The sequence below is a fragment of the Motilimonas sp. 1_MG-2023 genome (genome assembly GCF_030547455.1).
Lineage (GTDB): Bacteria > Pseudomonadota > Gammaproteobacteria > Enterobacterales > CBDFNC01 > Motilimonas.
Genome location: NZ_JAUOPX010000031.1, coordinates 30,978 through 54,446 on the forward strand (window position 1 = coordinate 30,978; position 23,469 = coordinate 54,446).

Consider the following 23,469-nt stretch of genomic DNA (forward strand, 5'->3'; position numbering starts at 1 on the left):
ATATATCAAAACAACAGTACCAATCTAGGACATCATTCGCGATCTGAAACTAGGGTCACTTATTTTTAGATGTTTTCCCTAAAGTAAGCAATTCAGTAAAAAAATCACGCTCAAATTGACGAATGGGGTTCAGTCTATTTTTGTATAACCGTGCTTGCTTCGGCGGTAAGTTATATCCCGAAACCATATAGGCGAATAACCTTGGCCCTTGCTGCGTATCAATCACCCCCACCATGTTAACAACACTTTTTAACGAACCCGTTTTACCTCGAACCTTACCTTTAAGCTCATCCACACGCAGCGATGTGCGCCACTTTAGTGTGCCATCGACCCCTGAGACAGCAAGAGAATCTAATAACTTAAGCTTATTATCATTGTTATAAACAAATTGCATCACTTGTAACAGCTGATCAACCGTCACTAAATTATGCCGCGACAAGCCCGAACCATCGGCCATGATGGCATCAGATAAATCTAACTTGGCCTGACTTTTCAATATCGCTTTTACGGCCGCCTCACCGCTGCGGAAACTGCCTGCTTGGTTATAGTATTCTGCGCCCAATGTTTTAAACACCACATCAGCAATGAGGTTATCGGATTTTTTCAGCATTTTTTTCAATAAACTATCTAACGTTGCTGAACGCTGACGAACTAACACCACACCTTCGGGCTCAAGTGTCGATTCACGGCGAATGACTCCCGTATGAGTAATACCAGCCCCTTTTAAATCAGCCGCTAAAATACTGGCAAAATATGTAACGGGATCATTAACCGAGAATTTCATTGGAATAGGATCTTTGGTCGCGACAAAACAGCCCATTAATTCATAATGATTAGTATCACCTCGATTTAGCTCTAAAGCGCAGTGCGACTGTCGCATTTCCTTCCATGTTTTTAACGCATAAGTGCTGTTATCAACTCGTATCGGTTCATGGGCAGGAATAAACACACGCGTAGCCCCTTCTTTTGTGACCGACAAATTACCTTGCACACAATTACGGTTGATAATCACCGCACTAGCTGGCGAGGTATAACAAACCCCTAAGTCATTCCAAGATTGGCCATTACTCCAGTGATAACCATTAAAGCGGCCATCATTAATTAAAATGTCACCGGTTATTTTCTTAACGCCACTTTGCTTGAGGGTTTTCAGCATGTCCCATAACTGTTTGCGGGTAAAGTCTGGCGCTCCCGATAACCTGAAACGTAAATCTTGGGCAATCGTTCCTTGCTTTAAACTCGCCTCGGTTAAGGTTTCAATTTGAGTATTAAAGCGATAGCTACCACCAAGGTGCATACGCGCAGCAGTTGCCGTAATCAGCTTTTGAGTACTCGCGGGTGCCAAGTTTAGATGGCGATTTTGCTGATTAATAATCGTGCCATCAGGCTTAGCAACCACATAAGCCAATACCGGCTTGGATGGCATGTCATCAAACTGCGCCCCTGCGAAAGCCATGCTAGAAAAACAGATAAAAGAAAGAAAAAAAACACCGCGTAACATATGTCAAACCCCGAACCAATAAGAACTAATAGCTTAGGACTTCTACCTAAAAAAAGCATCAAATAATCACAATGTTAACCCAATTAACATTAAACGTGGTTTATACCCCTGAATGCTCAATTTATATGCAGAAATATGTCGCAAAACTTGAGCGCAATGCAGGCCTAAGGTATGTTGACCGCATCTAGATTTTGTTGCGCGGAGCACGCTTGACTAAGACCGAATTATTAACCGATGAACAGCTAATGCTGAACTACGGTAAAGGAGATGCTGCGGCATTTGAGCAGCTATATCAAAAACATAAAGGCGGCGTTTATCGCTATTTTTTACGCCATTGTAGCCGCGCGGATGTGGCGGAAGAATTACATCATGATATTTGGATGAAATTAATCAATGCACGAGAAAGCTATCAACCAACGGCGAAGTTTACAACATGGTTATATACCTTAGCGCACAACCACTTAGTCAATTATTACCGTAAAAACAGCAAAGCTCAGACTCTTGATTTCGATGATATTGTGGAGCCAGAAGACGAGCTACCGGATCTGTCTGAACAGCTAACCCATAGTCGTCAAGCAGATGAGTTGCTCAGTCAGGTAGAGCTGTTACCTGCACAACAAAAAGAAGTGTTTTTATTGCGCCACGAAGCTGGATTTAGTTTAGAAGAAATAGCAAACCTAACAAAATCAAGTTTTGAAGCAACAAAAAGTCGCTTGCGCTATGCCATGGCCAAGCTTAAACAGGGGGTTTCATATGAGCCATAAATCACCGCTTAATGATGATGCGATTAGCAAAGCGTATCAACAACAAAGCAACGACATGCCTAGCAGTGCGCTCGATGATAAAATTCTAGCCGCCTCACGACGTGCTGTTGCTGCCAAACCTACATCGATTGCACCAAAACGTTCATGGCGGAATATGCCATTTTTGCCGGCAATTGCAGCTTCCTTCTTTGTTGCTGCAGTGTTCGTGGCGCAACAAGAAGAGCCAGAACACATTATACCGCAGGCTGAAGTTGCTCCTATGTCAATCTCAGCCCCTGCTCTAATGAAGAGCGCAGCGCCAGAAATGATGGCAGAGGCGGATGTTACAGAGCCATTACAATTCCAAGGCAAAATAGAACAACGTGATCAGCAATGGTGGTTAGTTACCTCTGAACAAGATGTGTTAATTGAACACCCGCCTCGCAATATTGCCGATTTTGAGCATCAGCAAGCCTTGGTTCAAGGCCATGCTGGCACCTCAGAGGGTGAGGTTATCAGCATTGTTATTCAAGAAATTAAATTAACTAGGAGATAATATGGCTTCTCAAGGTTCTACCGGCAATGTGATTGCCGCGGTATGTAGTTTTTTCATTTGCGGTTTAGGCCAATTGGTACAAGGGCGGATTTTGGCTGCCTTGATGTTTTGTCTATTCACCTATGCCGCATACGGCATTGCTGGGTTTACCTTTGGCATCTTTCTAATTATTGCCGTGCCGCTACATATTTGGTGCATTGTTGACGCGGCGCTGTATCGCGGAGACTAATACCGAGCATCAACAATAAAGGCGCTATTCATGCCTTTACCCATTCTAAATAAATGCTGCTGGTATGCTCAATATTAAGCAGCATCACCTGACAAGGGGTGCTATAATCTTGCTCCGGTTGTTCCACGCGCCCGGCAGGATTAAAAATGACGAACCCCTTATTTAAGAAAGACATAGTCTCAATCGCTGATCTCTCTCGTAGCGAACTTGAGCTCATCGTAGCAACAGCAAAGAAACTCAAGCACCAACCCCAACCCGAATTGCTGAAAAACAAAATAGTCGCTAGTTGCTTTTTTGAAGCATCCACTCGTACTCGCCTTTCATTTGAAACAGCGGTACAACGTTTAGGCGGCTCGGTCATCGGCTTTGACAGTGGCGGCAATACCTCGCTAGCCCAAAAAGGGGAAACCCTTACCGACTCAGTGAAAGTGATATCTTCTTATGCCGACGCTTTCTTTATGCGTCATCCACAAGAAGGCGCAGCACGCTTAGCGGCTGAATCTGCTTCTATTCCAGTCATTAATGGTGGCGATGGTTCAAACCAACACCCGACACAAACCTTACTGGATCTGTTCACTATTTATGAAACACAAAGCAGCTTAGAGAACCTCAATATTGCCTTTGTTGGTGATTTGAAATATGGCCGCACCGTGCACTCATTAGCGCAAGCCTTATCATTGTTTAACTGTAACTTTTTCTTTATTGCTCCCCCAGCTTTAGCGATGCCAGACTACATTTTGGAAGAGTTAGACGACGCTGGCATTAACTACTCGATCCATGGCAGCATTGAAGAGGTAATAGGCTCTCTCGATATCTTGTATATGACACGAGTTCAAAAAGAGCGCTTTGACGAAACCGAATACCAACACCTGAAATCAGCCTTTGTGCTGACAGGTAGCATGCTAGAAAACGTACGAGAAAACCTAAAAATCCTACATCCGTTACCTCGCATTGACGAAATTACTATCGATGTCGATAACACACCGTACGCTTACTACTTTGAACAAGCCGAAAATGGCGTGTATGCCAGACAAGCCCTGCTAGCCTTGGTGCTGTCCAACTTTTTTCAGGAGCAAGCATGAAAAAGAAGTTAGAAGTTCAAGCCATTGAAAATGGCTCGGTGATTGATCATATTGCGGCTGGTAAAGGGGTTAAAATCCTTAAGTTTTTTCAGCTGACCGATACCAACCAAAAAATCACTATTGGCTTAAACTTACCCACGGGTGGCAACACAACCAAAGACTTAATCAAGATTGAGAACACCCAAATTACCGGTGTGCAAGCCAATCAGCTCGCTTTGTTTGCACCAGATGCCACCATCAACTTGATTGACGATTACGATGTAGTAAAGAAGTTTAAGGTTGCCTTGCCGGAAGCCATTAGTGGCGTGTTGGCCTGCCCGAACTCAAACTGCATTAGCCACAATGAGCCGGTTGATAGCTTGTTTTACATTAAACAAAAACAACAAATTAAGCTTAAGTGCCATTATTGTGAAAAAAGTTTTGCGACCTCTTTCTTTAAAGAACTAGACTAACGTCCAAGCAAGCAAACATAAAAAAAGCGATTCATCTGAATCGCTTTTTTTAATCTCTTCATTTTGAACTTGGGTCTCATTCAACTTTGCCGGTAGGCTTGGGTGCGTGGTGATATTACGCCTAAGCGGCTACTCACTTGCGGTAACAAGGTTTTTGCCAGAATACAGGGTAAATATTCTATCTGCTTAGCTGTGCCCTTCACTAAGAAAAATAATAGCTAACAAACCACGCAATAACTTACCTTTTTTATCTACATTTATGATTAGTTGCGCAATACTATTCCAATATATTTAATTTATGCGCAATCAACATGGAAGCCGAATAATGACTAAGCTAGATCGCACCGACAGACACATTTTAACCTTGATGCAAGAGAATGGCCGAATCAGTAATCTGGAACTGGCAGAACAAATTGGCTTGTCTGCATCACCTTGCTCTCGTCGTGTTAAAAGCCTAGAAGAAGCAGGTTATGTCGATAAACACGTTACCTTACTTAACCCACAAAAGCTGGGTTTAAAACTAACCGCGTATATCCACATTAGCATGGATCGACACACACCGGATCGCTTTGAAAACTTTGAAAAAGAAGTAGCGCAATATCCAGAAATTGTTGAATGCTGTTTAATTACAGGAATGGATGCCGATTACCAACTGAAGGTAATGGTGCCAGACATGGAAGCTTACCAAGAATTTTTACTGGGTAAATTAACGCGTATTTCAGGCGTCACCGGCGTACGCTCTAGCTTTATGCTACGCAGTATTTTCCAAAATACTGCGTTGCCGTTAAACCATATTAAGTAACCTGCGTTCTGCCTAAGGCGAACTCAGCTAGATAAAGTATGTTTGACGGCAACATTTCGCTTTCAGGGATAGAAGCGCAATGCGTATGAACTCAAGCCAGCACCAGCTGCAATGCGTCAATCAAGCGTTGGTTATCTTGCTGGCTTTTTACCGCTAAGCGAATGTAGCGCTGATCCAAACCATAAAAATTGCTGGCATCACGAATCACAATACCTTGCTTTAGTAAGCGCTGACGCAAATTAGAGGCGGTTAAACCAGTTGGCAGACGACACAAGACAAAGTTAACCCGAGATGGATAAACATGCCATCCCGCTAACTGATGTAGTTCTGTTAATAAGTATTCGCGCTGTTGTTGTAACCAACGAAGCGAGCCCCGTATATAGGCCTGATCTTGCAACGCACTGATAGCGGCCACTTCGGCAAGGGCATTAACACTCCAAGGCTCACGTTCATGATTGATCTGCTGGGTTAATTCTTGATCGACATTGATAGCGAAACCCAAACGAATGCCCGGCAACGCAAAAAACTTAGTTAAGGCGCGCACCACAAACACATGAGACAAGCCTAGATCTGCAATACTTGGCGCATGACCATCATCAACAAACTCAATAAACGCTTCATCCACCAGCATGCGGCATTGATGCGCCAAAGCAAACTCAGCTAACCGCTTCATCTGTTCTTGCGCAATAAAGCCACCCGTTGGGTTATTAGGGTTACAAACAACCAATACATCATAATTGTGCTGCGCCAGCGCTAAAGCAATTTGCTCAGTGGATAGTTGAAAATTCAATTCACTGTCTAACACACAATAATCAACTTGCGCTCCTGCGCTAGTCGCCGCTCGTTCATATTCAGCAAAAGTTGGCGCAACAATAAGAACTCGGCGAGGCTTAATAGCCCTAAAATACAAATAAATCAGTTCGGTCGCACCATTACCATGAAGAATATGCGAAATGGGCTGAGCGCAATAATTCGCCAAAGCTTGACGCAATTTCACATATTCAGGATCAGGGTAAACCGTTAAACAACTCAGTTGTTCAACCAAGGCCGTCTTTACACTTTCAGGCAAACCAAGCGGATTAATATTAGCGCTAAAATCCAACCACTCTTCAGTGTCAGTATCACGCGCTAGCTTATGTATATTTCCACCATGTAATTCCATTTACATCCCACCTGCTATCATTAACACCAACATTACGCCCCCAAGGCAAAGTAAAGAACAAACGAACATTAAGTTCAGGTTCTTATTGATTAACTCTGTGGTGAACGGTTTATTATTATCTCCGATGGTCGGCTTGTTATAGCGTTGGCCAAAATACGACGTTACACCACCAAACTGCACCCCCAAGGCACCCGCCACGGCGGCTTCAGGATGAGCAGAATTAGGGCTGGCATGGTTTAAACGATCACGCCAAAATATGCGCCAAGCACTGCGCCAATCATAACGAAGCAAACATGCAGATAAAGGTAACAACACCGCCCCTGTTAGACGAGCAGGCAACCAATTAGCCCAATCATCCAAACGTGCCGAGAACCAACCCAGTTCAAGGTAACGCTCATTTTTATAACCCCACATAGAATCAAAGGTATTAATCGCTTTATAAGTCATGGCAAAAGCCAAACTAGCGCCGGGTAACCAAGGTGACACTAACGCACCTAGACACATGTAGAACAGCGGCGCAGTGATACCATCAACGGTATTTTCTGAGATAGTCTCCATCGCACTGCGGGTAATTTGGGCTTGTTCCATATCTGCCGTGTCTCGACTGACTAAGTAACTAAGTTCTTTGCGTGCCAGCGCCATGTCTCCTTGATCTAAGATACGACAGACCTTTGCCCCTTCGTTATAAAGACTTCTTGTCGCTAGGCAAGTGTATAAAAAATAAAGCTCCACCAACCAATGAAGGTTGGCTAGCAATAAACTCAGGCAAAAAACAAACACTAAAACAGTCAGATTAGCGCAAACCCCAAACACTTTCACTTTCTTAGTCAGTGTTACTTTAGCCTGTAAACGTTCAGCGGCATTGATCAGTGCACCAATACCTTGCACAGGATGAGGAATGCGATACGGATCGCCAATAATAAGATCACAAAGATAAGCTAAAGCTATAACAGTAGAAGGAAGCATTACAGGGTCGCTAGTAACAGAAAGCGCTTAAGCTAACAAAACTTAAGCGCAATAGGAAACCCCTATATATCAGAAACTAAGATAACGACATGAGTAAAGCCTTACTCTCGGTTAAGGCTGGGTAATCTTGATGATTACTAATGAGCTTTTCTAACACCACTTTCGCCGCTTCTTTTTTGCCGTTTTTAATCATCGCTTGCGCTAAATGGTATTGGATATCAGGATCGTCAGGCGCAAATTGCGCCGCGCGAGTAAGTAGCCGCTCTGCGGTGATGCCATCTCCTTTTTGCAATAAAATCACCGCTAAGGTGTCCATTACCCCTGCATTATCGGGCGCTAAATCATGGGCCGTTTCGGCATGACCAAGGGCTAAATCTGTTTTCCCTTGCTTTTGATAAAGCCAAGCTAGGTTGTTTTCAACATGCACATCAGGCTTAACTTGGGCACCTAACTTAACTAAATTATCAATAGCCTCTTGGTCACGACCCGCAACCATCAAATAATCAGCCAATACCCTGCGAGACAAAATATCGCTGTCATATTTATTAAGCCAATCCGTTAATACTTTAATCGCTTGATCCACTTGCCCAGCCGACCAGTGAACATTTGCCAATTGCAGGACCAGATAATTAGTCTCTGATACAGCTAACGCTTGTTGGTATAAATTTATCGACTCTGTGAAATTACCTTGAGCCAATTCAAGGCGAGCCTGCATTTCATCAACCACCACAGTGTTTGGGAATTTTTCACGGTAGCCTTGTATGGCACGCCGCGCTGCCACGAACTCTCGCTGGCTTAACAATAAACGAATATCAAGCATAGCAATCGGCGGGTAAAAAGCATTAGCCTGAATCGCCTTATCTAACTCACTTCGTGCGGCAGGTAGCTCATTGCTCATGGCATATACAGTGGCTAAATGGAAATGCCCTAAATAACTGGCTGGATAGCGATCTACAAATGATTCTAAACGAGATTTAGCCTCTTCCCACTGCTTATAGTATTGCAGCACCACACCACTATAGAACAAGATTTTGGCTTGCTCAGGTGTTGGTTGCGGGTGTTTTTCTAACATATTATTGGCCAACACTAAGGCTTGCTGTGGTTGGTTGTTAAAATAAAAATACTCGATCATGGGAAGATTAGCAGCCATGCTATCGGGGTGATATTGCAGCGCTTGCCTTAAGTAAGCCAGACCTTGCTCTATCTCATTTTTACGCTGTGCGAGTAAATACAGCTGCAATAAACTACTCAAGTCTGTTTTATCTATCGTGAGTGCATCTAAATAATATTGCTTCGCCTGATCATAGTCTTTTTGCTGTAATGCTATTGCCGCTAGGTTCTGTAATGTTCCCAAGTTGGTGGGCTCTATTTCTCGGGCCGCTAAAAATGCCTGTTCAGCCAAATCAAGCTGTTGATTAAGGGCATAGGCTATCCCTTGTAATACCAGCCCCACTCCTTGTTCAGGCAAACGCATTTGTAGCGCCTTAGCTCGTTGTAATACTTCGTTAAAGTCACCTTTTTTCAAATGACTAACAATCAGCGCAACTTCAATTTCTTCTTGATCTGGGAGCTTTTTCTTTATCTCTTCTAGCAGCTCAATCCCTTTATCAACATTAGGCTGTAAGAAGGCAGTCTGCGCCATCAGTAAATCAATCGACTTATCATCTTGCGCAAGCTGTGCCGCTTGTTCAAATAACTGCTGCGACATTAAGAAATCATCATTTTGTAGTCGTGTTTGTCCTGCCGCTTTCAGTAAGCCGATGTCTTGCTGATTAAAATCAGAGGCGTTTAAAGCACTTAAGGTTTCGGTCGCCGCTAACTCATCGCCTAATTTGAACTGAATCGCCGCCTTTAATTTTAGCCCTTCGGCATAACTAGGATAAGCGTAAGTCACCTTCGAAACATGGGAAAACGCTTTCTCATATTGTTTAAGCGAGTAAGCACTTGCAGCTGAAATAAAATGAGCTGCAATATGGTCATTGTCGATTTTAAGCACTTTATCAGCTGAAGCGAGTGCTTGCTCATAGTCCTTAGCTTGTAATTGTAGATATGCTCTAAAGTAATTAGCTTCTATATGGTTAGGGATAATTTTAATTAACTTATCTAACTGCTGGTGTGCCAATTCGACTTGATTGGTCTGCATATAGAGACGCACAGGGTAGATTAATAATTCAGGGTTAGCATATTGCAGGGTTGCAGCATGATTAAACAAGGCTAGAGCAGCTTCAAACTCTTGTTTATCCATTAATAACTGCCCTTTCAATATTTGGGCTTTAACTAATTCGGGCTCTTTTCCCAAAGCCAAGTTGACGTTTGCTAGCGCTTCTTCTTGATCATCGAATGAGAGTGCTTGTAGCGCACTCGCAAATAATAACTCAGCCGTTACCAGATCAAGGTCTTTAGCTTGTTTCAGTGTTGCTAAAGCAAGCTCAGGCCGATTAGCAAGTAGGTCTGCCTGAGCGGTCACTGCCAAAGCGTCAACCTCAAATTCAACGGGCCAATCTTCTCGTTCGGCCAATACCTTCTTTAAGCGCGACTCATTATTAAGCATTAATAAAACCTTGGCCAATTTGAGTTTAACTTCAGGCGAATCTTGTTGCGCAAGCGCTTTAGTTAGCTCTTTTTCGGCAAAAGGGTACATACCGATATAGATGTAGGAATCAGCCAGTTGTCTTTTGGCGTCGTTTCGCTCTGGGTTCACTTTAATGACATTTTTAAATTCGATAATCGCACTGCTATGCTCATTAGCTTGCTGAAACGCTATCGCCTTTTCATAAGCCTCTTGTTCATTGATGCTGCTTTCTCCACAACCGACTAACAGTGTCAAACTAAGATATAAAATACTGACAATATAAGGTTTTACTCTCAAGCTAATCATATTAGTGTCCTTTAAAATTTAGTCCTTTTCTTGATAGCGGCCAGGTGACAGTATCAAGTTAGGGTCTAAGACGCGTTTAATATCATTAACAACCTTGATATACGCAGGCGCTGCAGCAGGTAGCATTTCCATTGCGCGCGTTGATAAGCGGTAAGGGAAGTAGCCTTCGCTGGTTAATGCGCTAAACAAAGCATCGTGACAAGCCAAAGCTTGTTGCTCTTCCTCTGGATTGTCTCTGTCATAAGTAATGCAAATAACGCAATCAATGCATCGTTCGGTTAATAAGGTCATTGAAATGGCAGGTTCAAAACCATATTCCAAAAGATATTTATAAACGAGATGCTCCAAGCGCGTTGCATGCTTTCCTGTCATCGGGGCAACAGGGGCCAGCCAGAGTAAGCCACATTTATCTCGATCGGGATGTGCTTGATCCATCTCTGGCGGCGGCGTTTTTTTCCGCCAATAGGTACTTGGGATAAAGGCGTTAGTCGGAACGCCCTGTTTTAGTAAATAAACAGGTATGCTTTTATCAAGGGCGCCTTTTAAGTCAAAGCCTGTGATCATCTGATAAGGTTTTTGCACAAAACGCGCTAGCTTTAACAGATTGTCATCAAGAAACTTGATCTTGCGAGAAGGAATATTGGCCAACGCTTTTTTTATCTTGCGACGAGCAATAGCGACTTCAAGCCAAGTGCCATATAACGCCCCCGAAGCATTCCACTCCTTCGCATCAAGTTGCTTTAAACGTTGCGCCAGCCACTCTCTGGAAAGAGGCGATTCTCCTTTCATTTCTTGCCAAGGGTATTGATCAAAAGCAGAAACAACCTTGTCGCCATTCACTAAATGCATGGCACTTTTTAGCGTGCCATCAAGTCGTAATGGTCGCAAAGCATCGACCATAGGGCCAAAGTCTTCTTTATCCACGCTACAAAAAAAAGCTTGAAAATAAGCTGGTTTAGGCATTAACCACACCGTCATTTGCGTTACAACTGCAAATGACGATTGGCTAAACAGACCATCTAAGTATGGGCCGACGCCCCAGTGATAGACCTCCGCCGCTTGCGCTTGTGGAAACCGACCAAAGCCGGTTTTAAAACGCTCACCACTGGCTAACACTACCTCAAGACCACTAACGCTACCAAAATGATCACCATACGGGGTATGACCAAAACCGCGCTCCATGGTGTTGCCAATAATGCTGCAATCTTGTGAGGAACCGGTGGCATCCATCCACAGATGACCACCTTGCTGTTGTAGAAAATCGTATAGCTGTTTTTGCGTCACACCAGGCTCTAAGGTGACATAAGCCAAATCAGGGTCAAATTTAACTATTTTTGTCATCCGGCTTAAATCGAGAATAGTGCAACCATCGGCGGTAGGGACCGCAGAGCCATAACCCCAGTTTTTACCCGAGCTGATCGGATATAGTGGCTCTAGATGCTCGTTAGCCAACTTAACTAATGCTTGTACTTGTTCGGTTGAATTGGGTAGCAACACCGCCTTCACCTTGTTCGATGTTTCGTAAGTTGCGGTCTCGTAAGGAAGTAGCTGCTCGGGCGAGGCTAACACATGAGTTTCTCCGACAATCGCGGCATACTTATCTAGCAGTGTGTCTTCCATATTACTCCCCCAATCCAGAATCGGTATTGTTGAGTGTAGTTAAGTTCTCCAATTAACGCCCCGTTAAAGACATGAAAAGCCATGGGCTGAATTACTCTAAATGGCGAACATCTTTCGCCAACCCTTTTTCCAAGTTCAGGTGCAACACTTTGAAGCCAGGTGACAAATTACGCAAAAATAAAATAGGGTTAATGTAATAAGGCGCTCGCTTACCATGGTACTCAACGGTAGGGCCAATTTGTTTAAATTTAATCCCAACAAAGCGCATACTCCGTGCCAATCTAGGCTCCATCATCACAAAGCAATGCTCGATATCGCGATTAATCACAATTGAAGCCGCGCTTAAATAAAGGCCAATGGCAATAAAAGGAAAGCAACGAAGTTCTTTTTCTGAGTAGGTTTCTTCATTCACCGCGCCAGTTTCAGCCCCAGCAAATTTATCAGCATTACGCCGGCGAAACTCAGCAGGCACAGCCAGACGAGATATTTCACAAATTTTGTTGCGATCAAAGTTAACAGGGTTTAAGTGAGGATCAGTGATGGCACCTTGACAATATTTTTCTAAAGGTAGCTGCTGATCCGGCGTTTGTGGCGTTACGACACGGACACACCCGGCATAGTGATGACTTGCCTTGTGCTCTATCACACAGAAGATAGAAAAGGGATCAAAATCATCCTGCTCCATACCATCTGGTCGAGATGGTTCAAAAGCAAGCTCTTCACAATAGACATGATGGCGGATTTTGTGTACTTCATCGCGAAGATGCTGTTCATGGGCAATAAGTGGTTTTAAGTATTCGTCAAAGTGATGGGCGATTTCGTTAGCTTCACGGCTTGCTTTGTATGATACAACCTTACGTATCAAATAATTGATACCGGGTAAGTGAATAATTTTTCGCTTAAGTTTGCCCATATACCACTTCCATGACTGCATAATACGGAACCACTCAACCAGCCTAAAAGCTAACACAAATAAATAATCCACTATTTAATATGATACGACTGTCAGTATTTTTTACACTAGGCTAATTAATTGAATAGAAATAAGAAAGCACCTAGACAACTAGGTGCTTGTGATTTTCTTAAGCTTGTTTCTTACGACGGATTTGCGAAAGTCCCAAAAGACCTAACCCAAACAATGCAATGGATGCTGGCTCAGGAACTTTAAGGGAGGCAGTTACCGTAGTCCCTGTTGTTGCTTGAAAGCTATACTCTCTACCATTAACAAGCAAGTCAGTTGAAGTTAATGTTAATGGGCCCGCGAAGCTGGCTGTACGCGAACCTGGAGCCCCGTCCGTTCTAGAGCGAGAGCGATTCAAATCTAAGCTAGCCCACTCTAGAATAATATCCCCCGTTAATTCATCAACTAACTCAAATGTTTGACTGTATTCCGCTACTGCATTCGCACTTTCTGGGGCTGAAGGAAGCTCATCAACAAACGCTTCGGCAAATGCAGAGGCGTCGAATGAGATATTGAAGTGTGTGTCACCGCCAGTCCAAACAAAGGACACTGAAGAAGTTAACTGAGTATCCACGTCAGCAAACCCTAAGCCATCCGCCATCAATTCCACAGTGCTCTCAGCACCGACATGCGTACCTGTAGAAAGGTAGTCAAACACTTCTACATCAGGTGTAAGAGGATCTAAGTCATGATCAATAAATACCCCTGCACCATTAATAACACCATCCTGATTTAGGTCATAATCAATAGCGGTACCACGTAGTAAGGAATCGGAGTACGAACGGTTGACCAAGTCCAGTGAACTGCTACTCATGATATTAGTGTTAAAGTCATTATTAATTAAGGTACAACCTGAACCAACACAATAGTCATTTGAATCAAGATCAATTTCCAATGATGCTATAGACCCCCCAGAAGCAATGACATCAAATGGCAATACGGCGATGCCACCCTCTTCTTTAGTGACGCCATCTAAGGTCGCAGATAGACCCGTGCTGTTAGTACCAGAGGGCAAAGCACCTGAGGTTGAAGTTGGTCCAAAATTAAGATTCGAAAAATTCGTTCCACCATCATCATGAAAGCGGAGATTTTTCAATTCAATCGTGGCTGTAGCCAACACCCCAGTCGCCTGTGCGGGAAGTGAAAAACCTGCTAATACCGCTCCCGCTAGGGCAATATTAAGTGCTGTTTTCTTAAACTTATCCATGGTGTACACCTCGTATGTTAGATGATTCTAAGGCGGTACAGCTGCCTCTGAAATCAGTATTTGCATACTTGGTGCCAGTTATTTTTAGGCTTATATTTTCAATGTGTTGGAGCTATTTCTATTACTAAGCAAGGGTCGATCTATGACACAGTGTAAAAGATCCTGACAGCGTGATGTTTATGAAGTGGTTCGCAGATTAGCATCTATCATTGCTCGTAAAGCTTGAACTTCTATCCGCATAGAAGCTTCCATTTCGGTTAACGACAATTCATCTAGCACTCGCTTAGCCTTACCATAATCATTGTTACCATAATATGCTTGGGCCAAATGTAATAACATGCTTTTCTCCCTTGATGCCTCAGGAATACCTTCTAATAACACAATCGCTTCAGGGTAACGGGATTGCGCGACCAGCAGAGCGCTATAAGTATCCAGCACTTTGTGATGATTTGGGTGATGCTGATAAGCAGTTTCAATCAAGCTTAAGCCTTCAGCTATCTTGCCATTTTGATAGCTCAGCCAAGCAAGATTATTCAACGCGATGACATCGTTTGGTTGTAAAGTAATAATATAACGCCAAGTTGACTGTGCTTGTTTAATCTTACCTAAATGCCACAGTAACTGGGCCTGTGTTTGTAGTAACACCAAGTCTTTCGGAAATTGCTTTAAACCCAACTCTAGTGTTAACAAGGCTTTGTCCGGTTGGCGATTGCGATAAATATGCACTAAGTCGATCACTTCTTGCCGCTCAAACTGTTGCTGCATTCGCTGCTCTAGTAGCTGCTCCGCTGTTTGACTTTCTCCCCTCGCTAATGTGAGCTGTAGCAGTAAATGATTAAACGTGGCGGCTTGATTTGGAAAGTTCATTTTAGCGTGTCTTAACGCAACCTTAGCCTGAGACCAACGCTGTTGCTGGATCAACAATCGAACATATAGAGCCTGATAGGCGGAGCTGTCCAGTAAAGGGTATTGCTCTAAAACAGCTAATAGCTCGGCATATTGATTTTGCATTAACATGACTTGTGCCAAAGGAAGTAATGTTGCCTCTGTTAGCCCTTGCGCGCTTAGCAAATTCATTAAGCTTTGCTCGGCCTGCGACCAATGCTGCAAATGCTGATGGCTCATGGCGACCAAAAATTGCCATGTTTGACTTAGTTTCTCTTGGTTTGGCATCTCCATTAATAAAGTTAATGCAGCATCAGGTTGCTGATGGAGAAGATATAAACGCGCTAACAATAACCGATTAGCAACTGACAGCGACACTGGTGATTGTTGTGACAGCCGCTCTATCGCAAGGTCGATTTGATGATTTTTTAGATCGATTAACGTCGCCAACTTTAGCCCTTGCTGAGAATCAGGCTGTAGCTGGAGTAATTGCTCGATGGTGGCTCGAGCGGCCATGATATTGCCTTGAAAAAACTGCGTGCGAGCCGAAAGGTATAATAAGCCTGTTGCGTTAGGCCGCTCTGATAAGGCACGCTGTAGCAATTGTAATGCGGAATCCCATTGCTGCTGCTTAAGTAATAGGACAGTTTGCATTTGATAGCTTAACTCTCTAGTTTCTGGGGTATTAAATAGGCTCAAAGCAAGCCGTTCTGCTTGAAGCCATTTTTCCGCTGTGAGGTAAGCATTAAATAGCAACACTTGGCCGCTGCTAGCCTCGCTGTCATTAGCATCATTTAGCGCCACTTCAAGAGAAGCAATACCAGCCTCAAGATCACCGGACAATAACTGAATAATACCGGTATTTAATTCACCTGAGCCACCAGCCTCAACCATACGTTGCGCTTTGTGTAATAGACGCTGACTCATTTCAACTTGCCCATGCTGCTGTAGGCCAGAAGAGAGCGAAAGGAGTAAAGGCAATTGATTAACATCATGCCAGTTAGCAGCATTAGCAACCTCAGCGGATTGCTCAACTTGCCCTAATTTTAATAAAACATCAGCCATCAATTGTTGCACTATATGCTCGCTCGGTAGCTGCGCCGCCGTGCGAGCAAACTGGCTGTACGCTTGCTCCCAATTAGACAAATAATAATGACTAATGCCACTAATTAATCTTGCACCATAATGTTCCTGAATTAGAAGCAGCTTATCTGTTAGCGCAATCGCTTGAGTAAAGTTTTTATGCTGCAAGGCTAAATATGCCTGATTAAAGATATGCTGTGGTTGCTTGTTATCTAAGTCTTCAACTTGATTAATATAGTGCTCAGCTAACTCGAGATCCCCCATAGCAAAGGCAACATCAACGGCTAGCAGATAGTAACTAACACGAGTTGGAGAAAGCGCTAGCAAGCTCACTAGAGTCTTAGCGCTGTCATCATATTGCTTTAATGAATAGAGGGTTTTAGCCTGCAACCATAAACTTCGTTGATCGGTTGGGTTTAACGCTAACGCTTTTTCTAGCCAGGGTTGTGCCTGCTCTAATTTGCGCTGGGCCAACCAATAATAAGCTTGCGCTAAGCAAAATTCACGCGAGCTAGGCGCGATCTGAGATAAGGTTTCAAGATACCTTTCAACATCAGCTAGTGGGTCTAACACCAAAGCCGCTTCTATTTTTAACATAAGCAGCTCTGCTTGCTCTTTATAAGGCGCTTGGGCGTTAACTGGAAGATGTAAAATATCGGCGTACTTTCCTTGCCAGCTATATGCTTGTGCGAGCGGGGGGAGTGCTGCAGTGAGGCCCAGGGCTTTCGCCATACGCAGCTCTTTTATTGCATTATCAAGTTGAAATTGCCGTAAGTATAATTTTCCCAATTGCAGCCGAACAGATCCTTGCTTACCATCTTGCTGAATACTTTGCTTTAAATGATAAGCCGCAGCAGTCCAATCTTGTTGTTGCAAATACTGTTCAGCGAGAGCCTTATGTTCCGCTGTGGATGGCCCGCCGCAAGCACTAAGCAATAGCGCGCCGAGGCACAGGGAACAATGAAAAAAGACAATGCTTGCTACTTTTAATAAATAGCGCACGCTCTTTACCTTATCGGCTGCATATCAAAGCTGGCCTTATCTGCACCACAATCAGGGCAGGTCCAGTCTTCAGGAACGTCAGACCACAAAGTTTCTGCAGGGATCCCTTCTTCTGGTAATCCCTTTAGTTCGTCATAAATAAATCCACAAATCTGACAACGCCATCGCCGCATTCTTTTCTCCATAATGACTGGTATCGTCTCTACCGTTTTAGAAAGGATACGCTAAGCATAGCTGGCAAATTTACAGATATAAAAAAAGCCGCATAATGCGGCTTAAAAAATGATATCAACTTGATTTAGTCATACTTATGCATCAGGGTTATAGCCCAAATTAGGCCCTAACCAGCGCTCAGCTTCAACCAGTGTCATGCCTTTGCGCTTGGCATAGTCTTCAACTTGATCTTGCTGAATTTGCGCCACCGCAAAATACTTACTCTCTGGGTGCGAGAAATACCAACCCGACACGGCAGCTCCCGGCCACATAGCATAGCTTTCTGTCAGCTTCATACCGATCTCTGCTTCAACATTAAGCAGCTTCCAAATCTCGCCCTTTTCGGTATGCTCAGGACAAGCAGGATAGCCCGGCGCAGGACGAATACCTTGATATTTTTCACGAATTAAATCGTCGTTATCTAAGTTTTCATCCGGAGCATAAGCCCAAATTTCTTTACGCACCTTTTTATGCAGTAGCTCAGCAAAGCCTTCAGCTAAACGATCGCATACCGCCGACATCATAATGGCGTTGTAGTCGTCGTGATTGGCTTTATATGCCTCGATTAAGTCAGATTCACCAATACCACCGGTTACTGCAAAGGCGCCAATGTAATCGGCTTTACCTGAAGTTTTCGGCGCAACAAAATCGGACAAACAGTTGTTGGCGTAACCTTTGCCTTTCTGTGTTTGCTGACGTAAGCCGCGTAAATGCGTTAGCACTTCTGAACGCGATTCATCGGTGTACACTTCTAAATCATCGCCAACGCGGTTAGCTGGGAAGATGCCAATAATCCCCGCAGCTTGCACTTTGCCTGAGGCTTCAAGCTCATCAAGCATGTCATTAGCGTCTTTGAACAGACGTTTAGCCTCTTCACCAACAATTTCGTCGTTGAGAATACGTGGATATTTCCCCGCAAGAGACCAAGTCAGGAAGAACGGCGTCCAGTCGATATATTCGCGAATCTCTTTAATTGAGTAATTCTCAAACTTATGTACACCCGGCTTTAATGGCGCTGGGGGTGTGTAATTTTCCCAATCGAGTTGTAAGCCATTGGCGCGTGCAGCTTCTAACGTCACTGGTGGTGTACGCGGCTTTTTACGGGCGTGTTGTTCACGCACTGTTTCATAGTCTTTATTCAAACGCTCAATAAAGGCAGGTTTGCCATCTTCACTAAGTAAGGTTTGACACACACCGACAGCACGTGAAGCGTTTGACACATAAACTACTGGCTGGTCGTAATTTTGTTCAATTTTTACTGCAGTATGCGCCTTTGATGTAGTGGCACCGCCGATCAACAATGGAATAGTAAAGCCTTGACGTTGCATTTCTTTAGCCACGTAGACCATTTCATCAAGCGATGGCGTGATCAGGCCAGATAGGCCTATTAAGTCGGCGTTTTCTTCTTTGGCCACCTTTAAGATTTTATCGCACGACACCATCACACCCAGATCAATAATTTCGTAGTTGTTACATTGCAGTACCACACCAACGATATTTTTACCTATGTCGTGAACGTCACCTTTTACCGTCGCCATGACCACTTTACCAGCGGTTTGCGTCCCTTCGCCTTTTTCGGCTTCAATGTAAGGCTGTAAATAAGCTACAGCGCGTTTCATTACCCGCGCCGATTTAACCACTTGTGGTAAGAACATTTTACCGGCGCCAAACAAGTCACCCACCACGTTCATGCCATCCATTAATGGCCCTTCAATCACGTGAAGTGGACGTGCTGCTGCCGCACGCGCCTCTTCGGTGTCGTCTTCAATAAATTCCGTGATACCTTTGACTAGCGCATGTTCTAAACGTTTATTTACCGGCCAGCTGCGCCACTCGGCAACTTTTGGGTCTTCAGCTTCGGCATCGGTACCGGCATATTTTGCCGCAATATCCAATAGCTCTTCCGTAGCACCTGGGTGAGTGTTCAGTACTACGGCTTCTACTTTCTCTTTTAGCTCTGCAGGGATGTCATCGTAAATAGCCAGTTGGCCCGCATTAACGATCCCCATGTCCATGCCATTTTTAATACAGTAGTATAAAAACACGGCATGAATAGCTTCACGCACCGGGTTGTTGCCACGGAACGAGAAAGATACGTTAGACACGCCACCCGAAATCATCGCATGGGGTAGGTTTTCTTTAATGTCTTTAACCGCGTTAATAAAATCAACGGCGTAGTTATTATGTTCTTCAATACCGGTGGCAACAGCAAAAATGTTGGGGTCGAAAATAATGTCTTCAGGTGGAAAGCCGACTTCATCAACCAAAATTCGATATGATTTTTCACAAATTTCAAATTTACGCTCACGAGTATCAGCTTGGCCTAATTCATCAAATGCCATTACGATCACGGCGGCACCATAACGGCGGATCAACTTAGCTTGGTTGATAAAGTTTTCTTTACCTTCCTTCATGCTGATGGAGTTAACGATACCTTTACCTTGCACACATTTCAGGCCTGCTTCTAAGATCTCCCATTTCGATGAGTCAATCATGATTGGCACTTTAGAAATGTCTGGCTCGGTAGCACAAAGGTGGAGGAATTTTTCCATGCAGTGCAGCGAATCCAACATGCCTTCATCCATGTTGATATCGATGATCTGTGCGCCAGCCTCTACCTGTTGCTGTGCAACCTCTAATGCAACGTCGTATTGTTCTTCTTTAATTAGACGCTTAAAACGGGCGGAGCCGGTCACGTTGGTCCGCTCACCAACGTTCTGAAATAAAGTATCTGCGTTGATGTTAAGTGGCTCAAGACCACTTAAGCGACATGCCACTTCAATAGTAGGCAGTACGCGCGGCTTGACACCTTCCACAGCATCAGCCATGGCTTTAATATGCGCCGGAGTAGTACCACAACAGCCACCTACTAAGTTTAAGAAACCTTGTTCAGCCCATTCTTTAATGTGCTTTGCCATTTCCTGAGCATCTAGGTCATATTCACCAAAGGCATTGGGCAAGCCTGCATTCGGATGAGCAGAAACATAGGTTTCACAAATGCGTGATAGCTCTTGTACATAGGTGCGCAGTTCATCTGGGCCCAGTGCACAGTTCAAGCCAAAGGAAAGTGGTTTTACATGACGCATGGAGTTGTAGAACGCTTCGGTGGTTTGACCCGATAAGGTACGGCCAGAGGCGTCGGTGATAGTGCCCGAAATCATCACGGGTAAAATGATGCCCATTTCTTCAAATACTGTTTCTACAGCAAAAGAAGCGGCTTTAGCATTCAAGGTATCGAAGATGGTTTCAATCAAGATGATGTCAGCACCACCCTCAATTAACGCCTTGGTTGATTCTCTATAGGCTTCAACTAGCTGATCAAATGTGACGTTGCGGAAACTGGGATCATTTACATCGGGTGAAATAGAAGCGGTACGGTTAGTTGGGCCTAATACACCAGCAACAAAGCGTGGGTTAGTCGGGTCTTCTGCCGTTTTTTCATCAGCGACACGACGCGCAATTTTCGCTGCTTCGAAGTTGATTTCAGCAGACAAAGATTCCATTTCGTAATCCGCCATCGCAATCGTAGTGGCGTTGAATGTATTCGTTTCAAGAATGTGCGCACCGGCATCCAAATAAGCCTTGTGAATATCAGCAATCATTTGTGGCTGGCTTAGTACAAGTAAATCATTGTTACCTTTGACATCACAATGCCAATCGGCAAAGCGCTCACCACGATAATCGGCTTCTTCCAGCTTATATGACTGGATTTCCGTGCCCATACCGCCATCAATTAACAAGATGCGTTTTGCTAATTGAGCTTCCAATAACTGCTTTTTGTTTTCCATTGCTTCTACTGCCTGTAACGCGCACAAAATTTACGCGAGTTTATCATATTTTGGACTGAGATAGACGTTACGATAACCTTAGTTATAACGATTAAATCAGTAGCTTTATTCTATTTGCTACGCTGGCAACTATTATTCTGTACGGCCAAGCTGATCTAAATCATACGGCGTTTGTTGATAGACGCAGTAATTTAACCAGTTGCTGTACAAAAGGTTGCCGTGGCTACGCCAACTGGCTCTGGGCACTTGGGTTTGATCATTATTCGGGTAATAGTTAATCGGGATTTGCGGCGCTAATCCTTCATTCTGATCACGAATGTATTCTTGGTGCAAAGTGTCATAGTCATACTCGGGATGGCCGGTAATATAGACTTGTCGACAATCAGTGGTGGCGGCCAGATAAACGCCCGCTTCTGCGGAGTTGGCAAAAACATTCAAATCAGTTTGCGCCATTATTTCTTCTGGACAGAACTTGGCATAGCGCGATAAAGGCGCCTGAAAGAAGTCATCAAAACCTCGCACCAGTGGATGCTGCTGATTAAAAGTTTGGTGCTCAAAAACACCGGAATGCTTTTGCTCATGACTTTGTTTTTTCAGCCCATATATCACATTTAGCGCAGCTTGTGCTGCCCAACATAGGAATAGTGTAGAAGTGACGTTATGCTTAGACCACTCCACTATTTCTACAAATTTATCCCAGTAATAGACATCTTCAAACGGTACCGTACCTAACGGCGCCCCCGTAATGATAAAGCCATCCCATTTTTGCGATTTAACTCGATCAAAGTCTTGGTAGAACTCATCTAAATGCTCTTTAGGGGTATTTTTTGAAGCTCGCGCATCGACTCGGACTAATTCGATATCTACCTGCAATGGTGTATTTGACAGCAGTCGCATTAGTTGCGTTTCGGTCTCAATCTTTTTCGGCATCAAGTTTAAGATCAATACCTTAAGGGGCCTTATATCTTGATGCATCGCTTTTGATTCAGGCATCACAAAGATATTTTCAGATCTTAACACGTCAACAGCTGGCAAGGCGTCAGGAATACGGATGGGCATGATTATCTCCAAAAATGTCTAGACTTCCAGAAGTCTACATAAAAGAAGTTAGCTTGTCAGCTAGGACTTGCGATATGCTAAAGTTATAAGACTCTCTTTAATGCCAAGGATGATATGGCCGAACTAAAAATATCGGTGAATCGATTACAACTCGGTAATTATGTGAAGTTACCTGTTAACTGGGGTAATCACCCATTTTTATTCAGCAGTTTTAAGATTAAGTCGCAAGATCAAATTGATGTGATCCGCAACTTAGGGCTTAAGCATGTCACTATCGTGCCCGAAAAATCAGATAACCTACCCTTAGCAGCCAACACACCTATTGTGACCCTGTCTCATGAAGAAGAAGATGCGGTACTCGCGTTGCAAAAGCAACTGTGGCAAGACAAGCAAGAACGCATTGAAGAACTGAAAAACTATCGTCGGCAATTACAAAAATGCGAAAAAGAGTTTACTCAGAGTATGTCTCAAGTCAGATCTGTGATGGGGAAGATACTTAGCCGACCACTCAATGCAATTAGTGATGCGGTAGAATTAATTGATACAATGGCTGAATCCTTGATGAAAGCGGAAAATACCGTATTACATTTAATGGGAGAATCCAAAGAAACGGAGGCGCTCTATTACCATTCTTTAAATGTGAGTGTGCTTAGCATGATGCTCGGCAAAGCCTCAGGTTGCACCTTAGAAGAAATAAAAATGCTTGGCTTAGGCTCTTTGTTTCATGATATCGGCACCATTAAACTACCATCGAAAATCGTTCGCAGAGCGTCGCCACTAAGTAACGCGGAAGAAAACCTTTATAAAATGCATTGTAAATACGCAATTGATTTACTGCAGCTCATTGAGGAGTTTCCCGAACAAGCTAAAACTATCATATTACAGCATCATGAATGTGCCGACGGCAGTGGCTATCCTGCAGGACTAAAGCTTAATGAAATTGATAAGTTGGCTCAAATTGTAGCAGTAGTAAATCGCTATGATAATATCTGCCACCCTACCAATATTAAACATGCCAAAATCCCCTACCAAGCGCTCTCTATTCTCTTTAAGCAACAAGCAAAACAGTTTAACAAAGACTATTTGGGTCGATTAATTAAACTATTAGGTATTTATCCGCCAGGCAGTGTAGTACAACTATCTAGCGAGCAAATAGGCATGGTGATGTCAGTTGCATCTGACCGTTTATTATTTCCTAAGGTATTGGTATTTGATCCCGCAGTGCCAAGAACAGAAGCACCAATTATCGACCTCGAAGAAGCGGGGTTGACCATCGAAAA

General features: G+C 43.7%; 18 protein-coding genes. 7 read left to right on the forward strand and 11 right to left on the reverse strand.

Translation table 11 applies throughout. The features are described from left to right. Window positions 1-55: 55 nt before the first annotated feature. Window positions 56-1,501, reverse strand: coding sequence for a D-alanyl-D-alanine carboxypeptidase/D-alanyl-D-alanine-endopeptidase (gene dacB / locus Q4519_RS15300; protein WP_303513705.1), 1,446 nt, complete (start codon window positions 1,499-1,501; stop codon window positions 56-58). 209 nt (window positions 1,502-1,710) lie between these two features. On the opposite strand from dacB, the gene Q4519_RS15305 reads away from it, so the two are divergent. The 6 genes from Q4519_RS15305 to Q4519_RS15330 all read left to right on the forward strand — a co-directional run bounded on the left by Q4519_RS15305 (window position 1,711) and on the right by Q4519_RS15330 (window position 5,365). Beyond that, a complete protein-coding gene (locus Q4519_RS15305) occupies window positions 1,711-2,265 on the forward strand; it encodes a sigma-70 family RNA polymerase sigma factor (protein ID WP_303513708.1) in 555 nt (184 codons plus the stop codon). After that, window positions 2,255-2,800, forward strand: coding sequence for a hypothetical protein (locus Q4519_RS15310; RefSeq protein ID WP_303513710.1), 546 nt, complete (start codon window positions 2,255-2,257; stop codon window positions 2,798-2,800). Before Q4519_RS15305 ends, Q4519_RS15310 begins: the two co-directional genes overlap by 11 nt. Window position 2,801: 1 nt before the next feature. Continuing rightward, on the forward strand, window positions 2,802-3,029 hold the full coding sequence (locus tag Q4519_RS15315) for a hypothetical protein (protein ID WP_232803714.1): 228 nt from the start codon (window positions 2,802-2,804) through the stop codon (window positions 3,027-3,029). A gap of 146 nt (window positions 3,030-3,175) precedes the next feature. After that, entirely contained in the window at window positions 3,176-4,111 is a 936-nt protein-coding gene (gene pyrB / locus Q4519_RS15320) for an aspartate carbamoyltransferase (protein ID WP_232803715.1), read from the forward strand. Continuing rightward, window positions 4,108-4,563, forward strand: a complete 456-nt coding sequence (gene pyrI, locus Q4519_RS15325) for an aspartate carbamoyltransferase regulatory subunit (protein ID WP_232803716.1) — start codon at window positions 4,108-4,110, stop codon at window positions 4,561-4,563. Before pyrB ends, pyrI begins: the two co-directional genes overlap by 4 nt. Before the next feature lie 325 nt (window positions 4,564-4,888). Next, window positions 4,889-5,365, forward strand: coding sequence for an Lrp/AsnC family transcriptional regulator (locus tag Q4519_RS15330; protein ID WP_232803717.1), 477 nt, complete (start codon window positions 4,889-4,891; stop codon window positions 5,363-5,365). A 91-nt stretch (window positions 5,366-5,456) separates the two neighbouring features. Here the strand turns inward: Q4519_RS15330 and cobD are convergent, their stop codons facing one another. The 10 genes from cobD to metA all read right to left on the reverse strand — a co-directional run bounded on the left by cobD (window position 5,457) and on the right by metA (window position 22,189). After that, window positions 5,457-6,527, reverse strand: a complete 1,071-nt coding sequence (gene cobD / locus Q4519_RS15335) for a threonine-phosphate decarboxylase CobD (protein WP_303513714.1) — start codon at window positions 6,525-6,527, stop codon at window positions 5,457-5,459. After that, window positions 6,528-7,493: an adenosylcobinamide-phosphate synthase CbiB gene (cbiB, locus tag Q4519_RS15340; protein WP_303513716.1), complete on the reverse strand. Its 966-nt coding sequence runs from the start codon at window positions 7,491-7,493 to the stop codon at window positions 6,528-6,530. Window positions 7,494-7,569: 76 nt separating this feature from the next. Further along, a complete protein-coding gene (prsT, locus tag Q4519_RS15345; protein ID WP_303513719.1) occupies window positions 7,570-10,371 on the reverse strand; it encodes an XrtA/PEP-CTERM system TPR-repeat protein PrsT in 2,802 nt (933 codons plus the stop codon). An 18-nt stretch (window positions 10,372-10,389) separates the two neighbouring features. Further along, a complete protein-coding gene (locus tag Q4519_RS15350; protein ID WP_232803721.1) occupies window positions 10,390-11,991 on the reverse strand; it encodes an FAD-binding oxidoreductase in 1,602 nt (533 codons plus the stop codon). A gap of 91 nt (window positions 11,992-12,082) precedes the next feature. Then, on the reverse strand, window positions 12,083-12,904 hold the full coding sequence (locus Q4519_RS15355; RefSeq protein WP_303513722.1) for a PEP-CTERM/exosortase system-associated acyltransferase: 822 nt from the start codon (window positions 12,902-12,904) through the stop codon (window positions 12,083-12,085). Window positions 12,905-13,073: 169 nt separating this feature from the next. After that, window positions 13,074-14,159, reverse strand: coding sequence for an EDSAP-1 family PEP-CTERM protein (locus tag Q4519_RS15360; RefSeq protein ID WP_303513724.1), 1,086 nt, complete (start codon window positions 14,157-14,159; stop codon window positions 13,074-13,076). A gap of 177 nt (window positions 14,160-14,336) precedes the next feature. Continuing rightward, window positions 14,337-17,129, reverse strand: a complete 2,793-nt coding sequence (gene prsT, locus Q4519_RS15365; protein WP_303513726.1) for an XrtA/PEP-CTERM system TPR-repeat protein PrsT — start codon at window positions 17,127-17,129, stop codon at window positions 14,337-14,339. A 5-nt stretch (window positions 17,130-17,134) separates the two neighbouring features. After that, complete coding sequence (locus Q4519_RS15370) at window positions 17,135-17,302, reverse strand: rubredoxin (RefSeq protein WP_232803725.1); 168 nt, start codon at window positions 17,300-17,302, stop codon at window positions 17,135-17,137. Between the two features lie 135 nt (window positions 17,303-17,437). Then, window positions 17,438-21,130 carry a methionine synthase gene (gene metH / locus Q4519_RS15375; RefSeq protein WP_303513732.1) on the reverse strand — a complete coding sequence of 1,231 codons (3,693 nt, stop codon included), beginning with the start codon at window positions 21,128-21,130 and terminating at the stop codon, window positions 17,438-17,440. A gap of 132 nt (window positions 21,131-21,262) precedes the next feature. Further along, complete coding sequence (gene metA / locus Q4519_RS15380; RefSeq protein WP_232803727.1) at window positions 21,263-22,189, reverse strand: homoserine O-succinyltransferase; 927 nt, start codon at window positions 22,187-22,189, stop codon at window positions 21,263-21,265. 114 nt (window positions 22,190-22,303) lie between these two features. Between metA and Q4519_RS15385 the strand changes: the two genes are divergently transcribed. Next, window positions 22,304-23,469 (forward strand): HD-GYP domain-containing protein (locus tag Q4519_RS15385; protein ID WP_303513735.1); only part of this gene is annotated, 1,166 nt, incomplete at its 3' end.

Coding starts and splice junctions, on each gene's coding strand:
- cbiB (WP_303513716.1), bottom strand. CDS start 7,493: ATGCTTCCTTCTACTGTTATAGCTTTAGCTTATCTTTGTGATCTTATT.
- prsT (WP_303513719.1), bottom strand. CDS start 10,371: ATGATTAGCTTGAGAGTAAAACCTTATATTGTCAGTATTTTATATCTT.
- Q4519_RS15315 (WP_232803714.1), top strand. CDS start 2,802: ATGGCTTCTCAAGGTTCTACCGGCAATGTGATTGCCGCGGTATGTAGT.
- pyrI (WP_232803716.1), top strand. CDS start 4,108: ATGAAAAAGAAGTTAGAAGTTCAAGCCATTGAAAATGGCTCGGTGATT.
- pyrB (WP_232803715.1), top strand. CDS start 3,176: ATGACGAACCCCTTATTTAAGAAAGACATAGTCTCAATCGCTGATCTC.
- cobD (WP_303513714.1), bottom strand. CDS start 6,527: ATGGAATTACATGGTGGAAATATACATAAGCTAGCGCGTGATACTGAC.
- Q4519_RS15310 (WP_303513710.1), top strand. CDS start 2,255: ATGAGCCATAAATCACCGCTTAATGATGATGCGATTAGCAAAGCGTAT.
- Q4519_RS15330 (WP_232803717.1), top strand. CDS start 4,889: ATGACTAAGCTAGATCGCACCGACAGACACATTTTAACCTTGATGCAA.
- Q4519_RS15360 (WP_303513724.1), bottom strand. CDS start 14,159: ATGGATAAGTTTAAGAAAACAGCACTTAATATTGCCCTAGCGGGAGCG.
- dacB (WP_303513705.1), bottom strand. CDS start 1,501: ATGTTACGCGGTGTTTTTTTTCTTTCTTTTATCTGTTTTTCTAGCATG.
- metH (WP_303513732.1), bottom strand. CDS start 21,130: ATGGAAAACAAAAAGCAGTTATTGGAAGCTCAATTAGCAAAACGCATC.
- Q4519_RS15350 (WP_232803721.1), bottom strand. CDS start 11,991: ATGGAAGACACACTGCTAGATAAGTATGCCGCGATTGTCGGAGAAACT.
- metA (WP_232803727.1), bottom strand. CDS start 22,189: ATGCCCATCCGTATTCCTGACGCCTTGCCAGCTGTTGACGTGTTAAGA.
- Q4519_RS15355 (WP_303513722.1), bottom strand. CDS start 12,904: ATGGGCAAACTTAAGCGAAAAATTATTCACTTACCCGGTATCAATTAT.
- Q4519_RS15370 (WP_232803725.1), bottom strand. CDS start 17,302: ATGCGGCGATGGCGTTGTCAGATTTGTGGATTTATTTATGACGAACTA.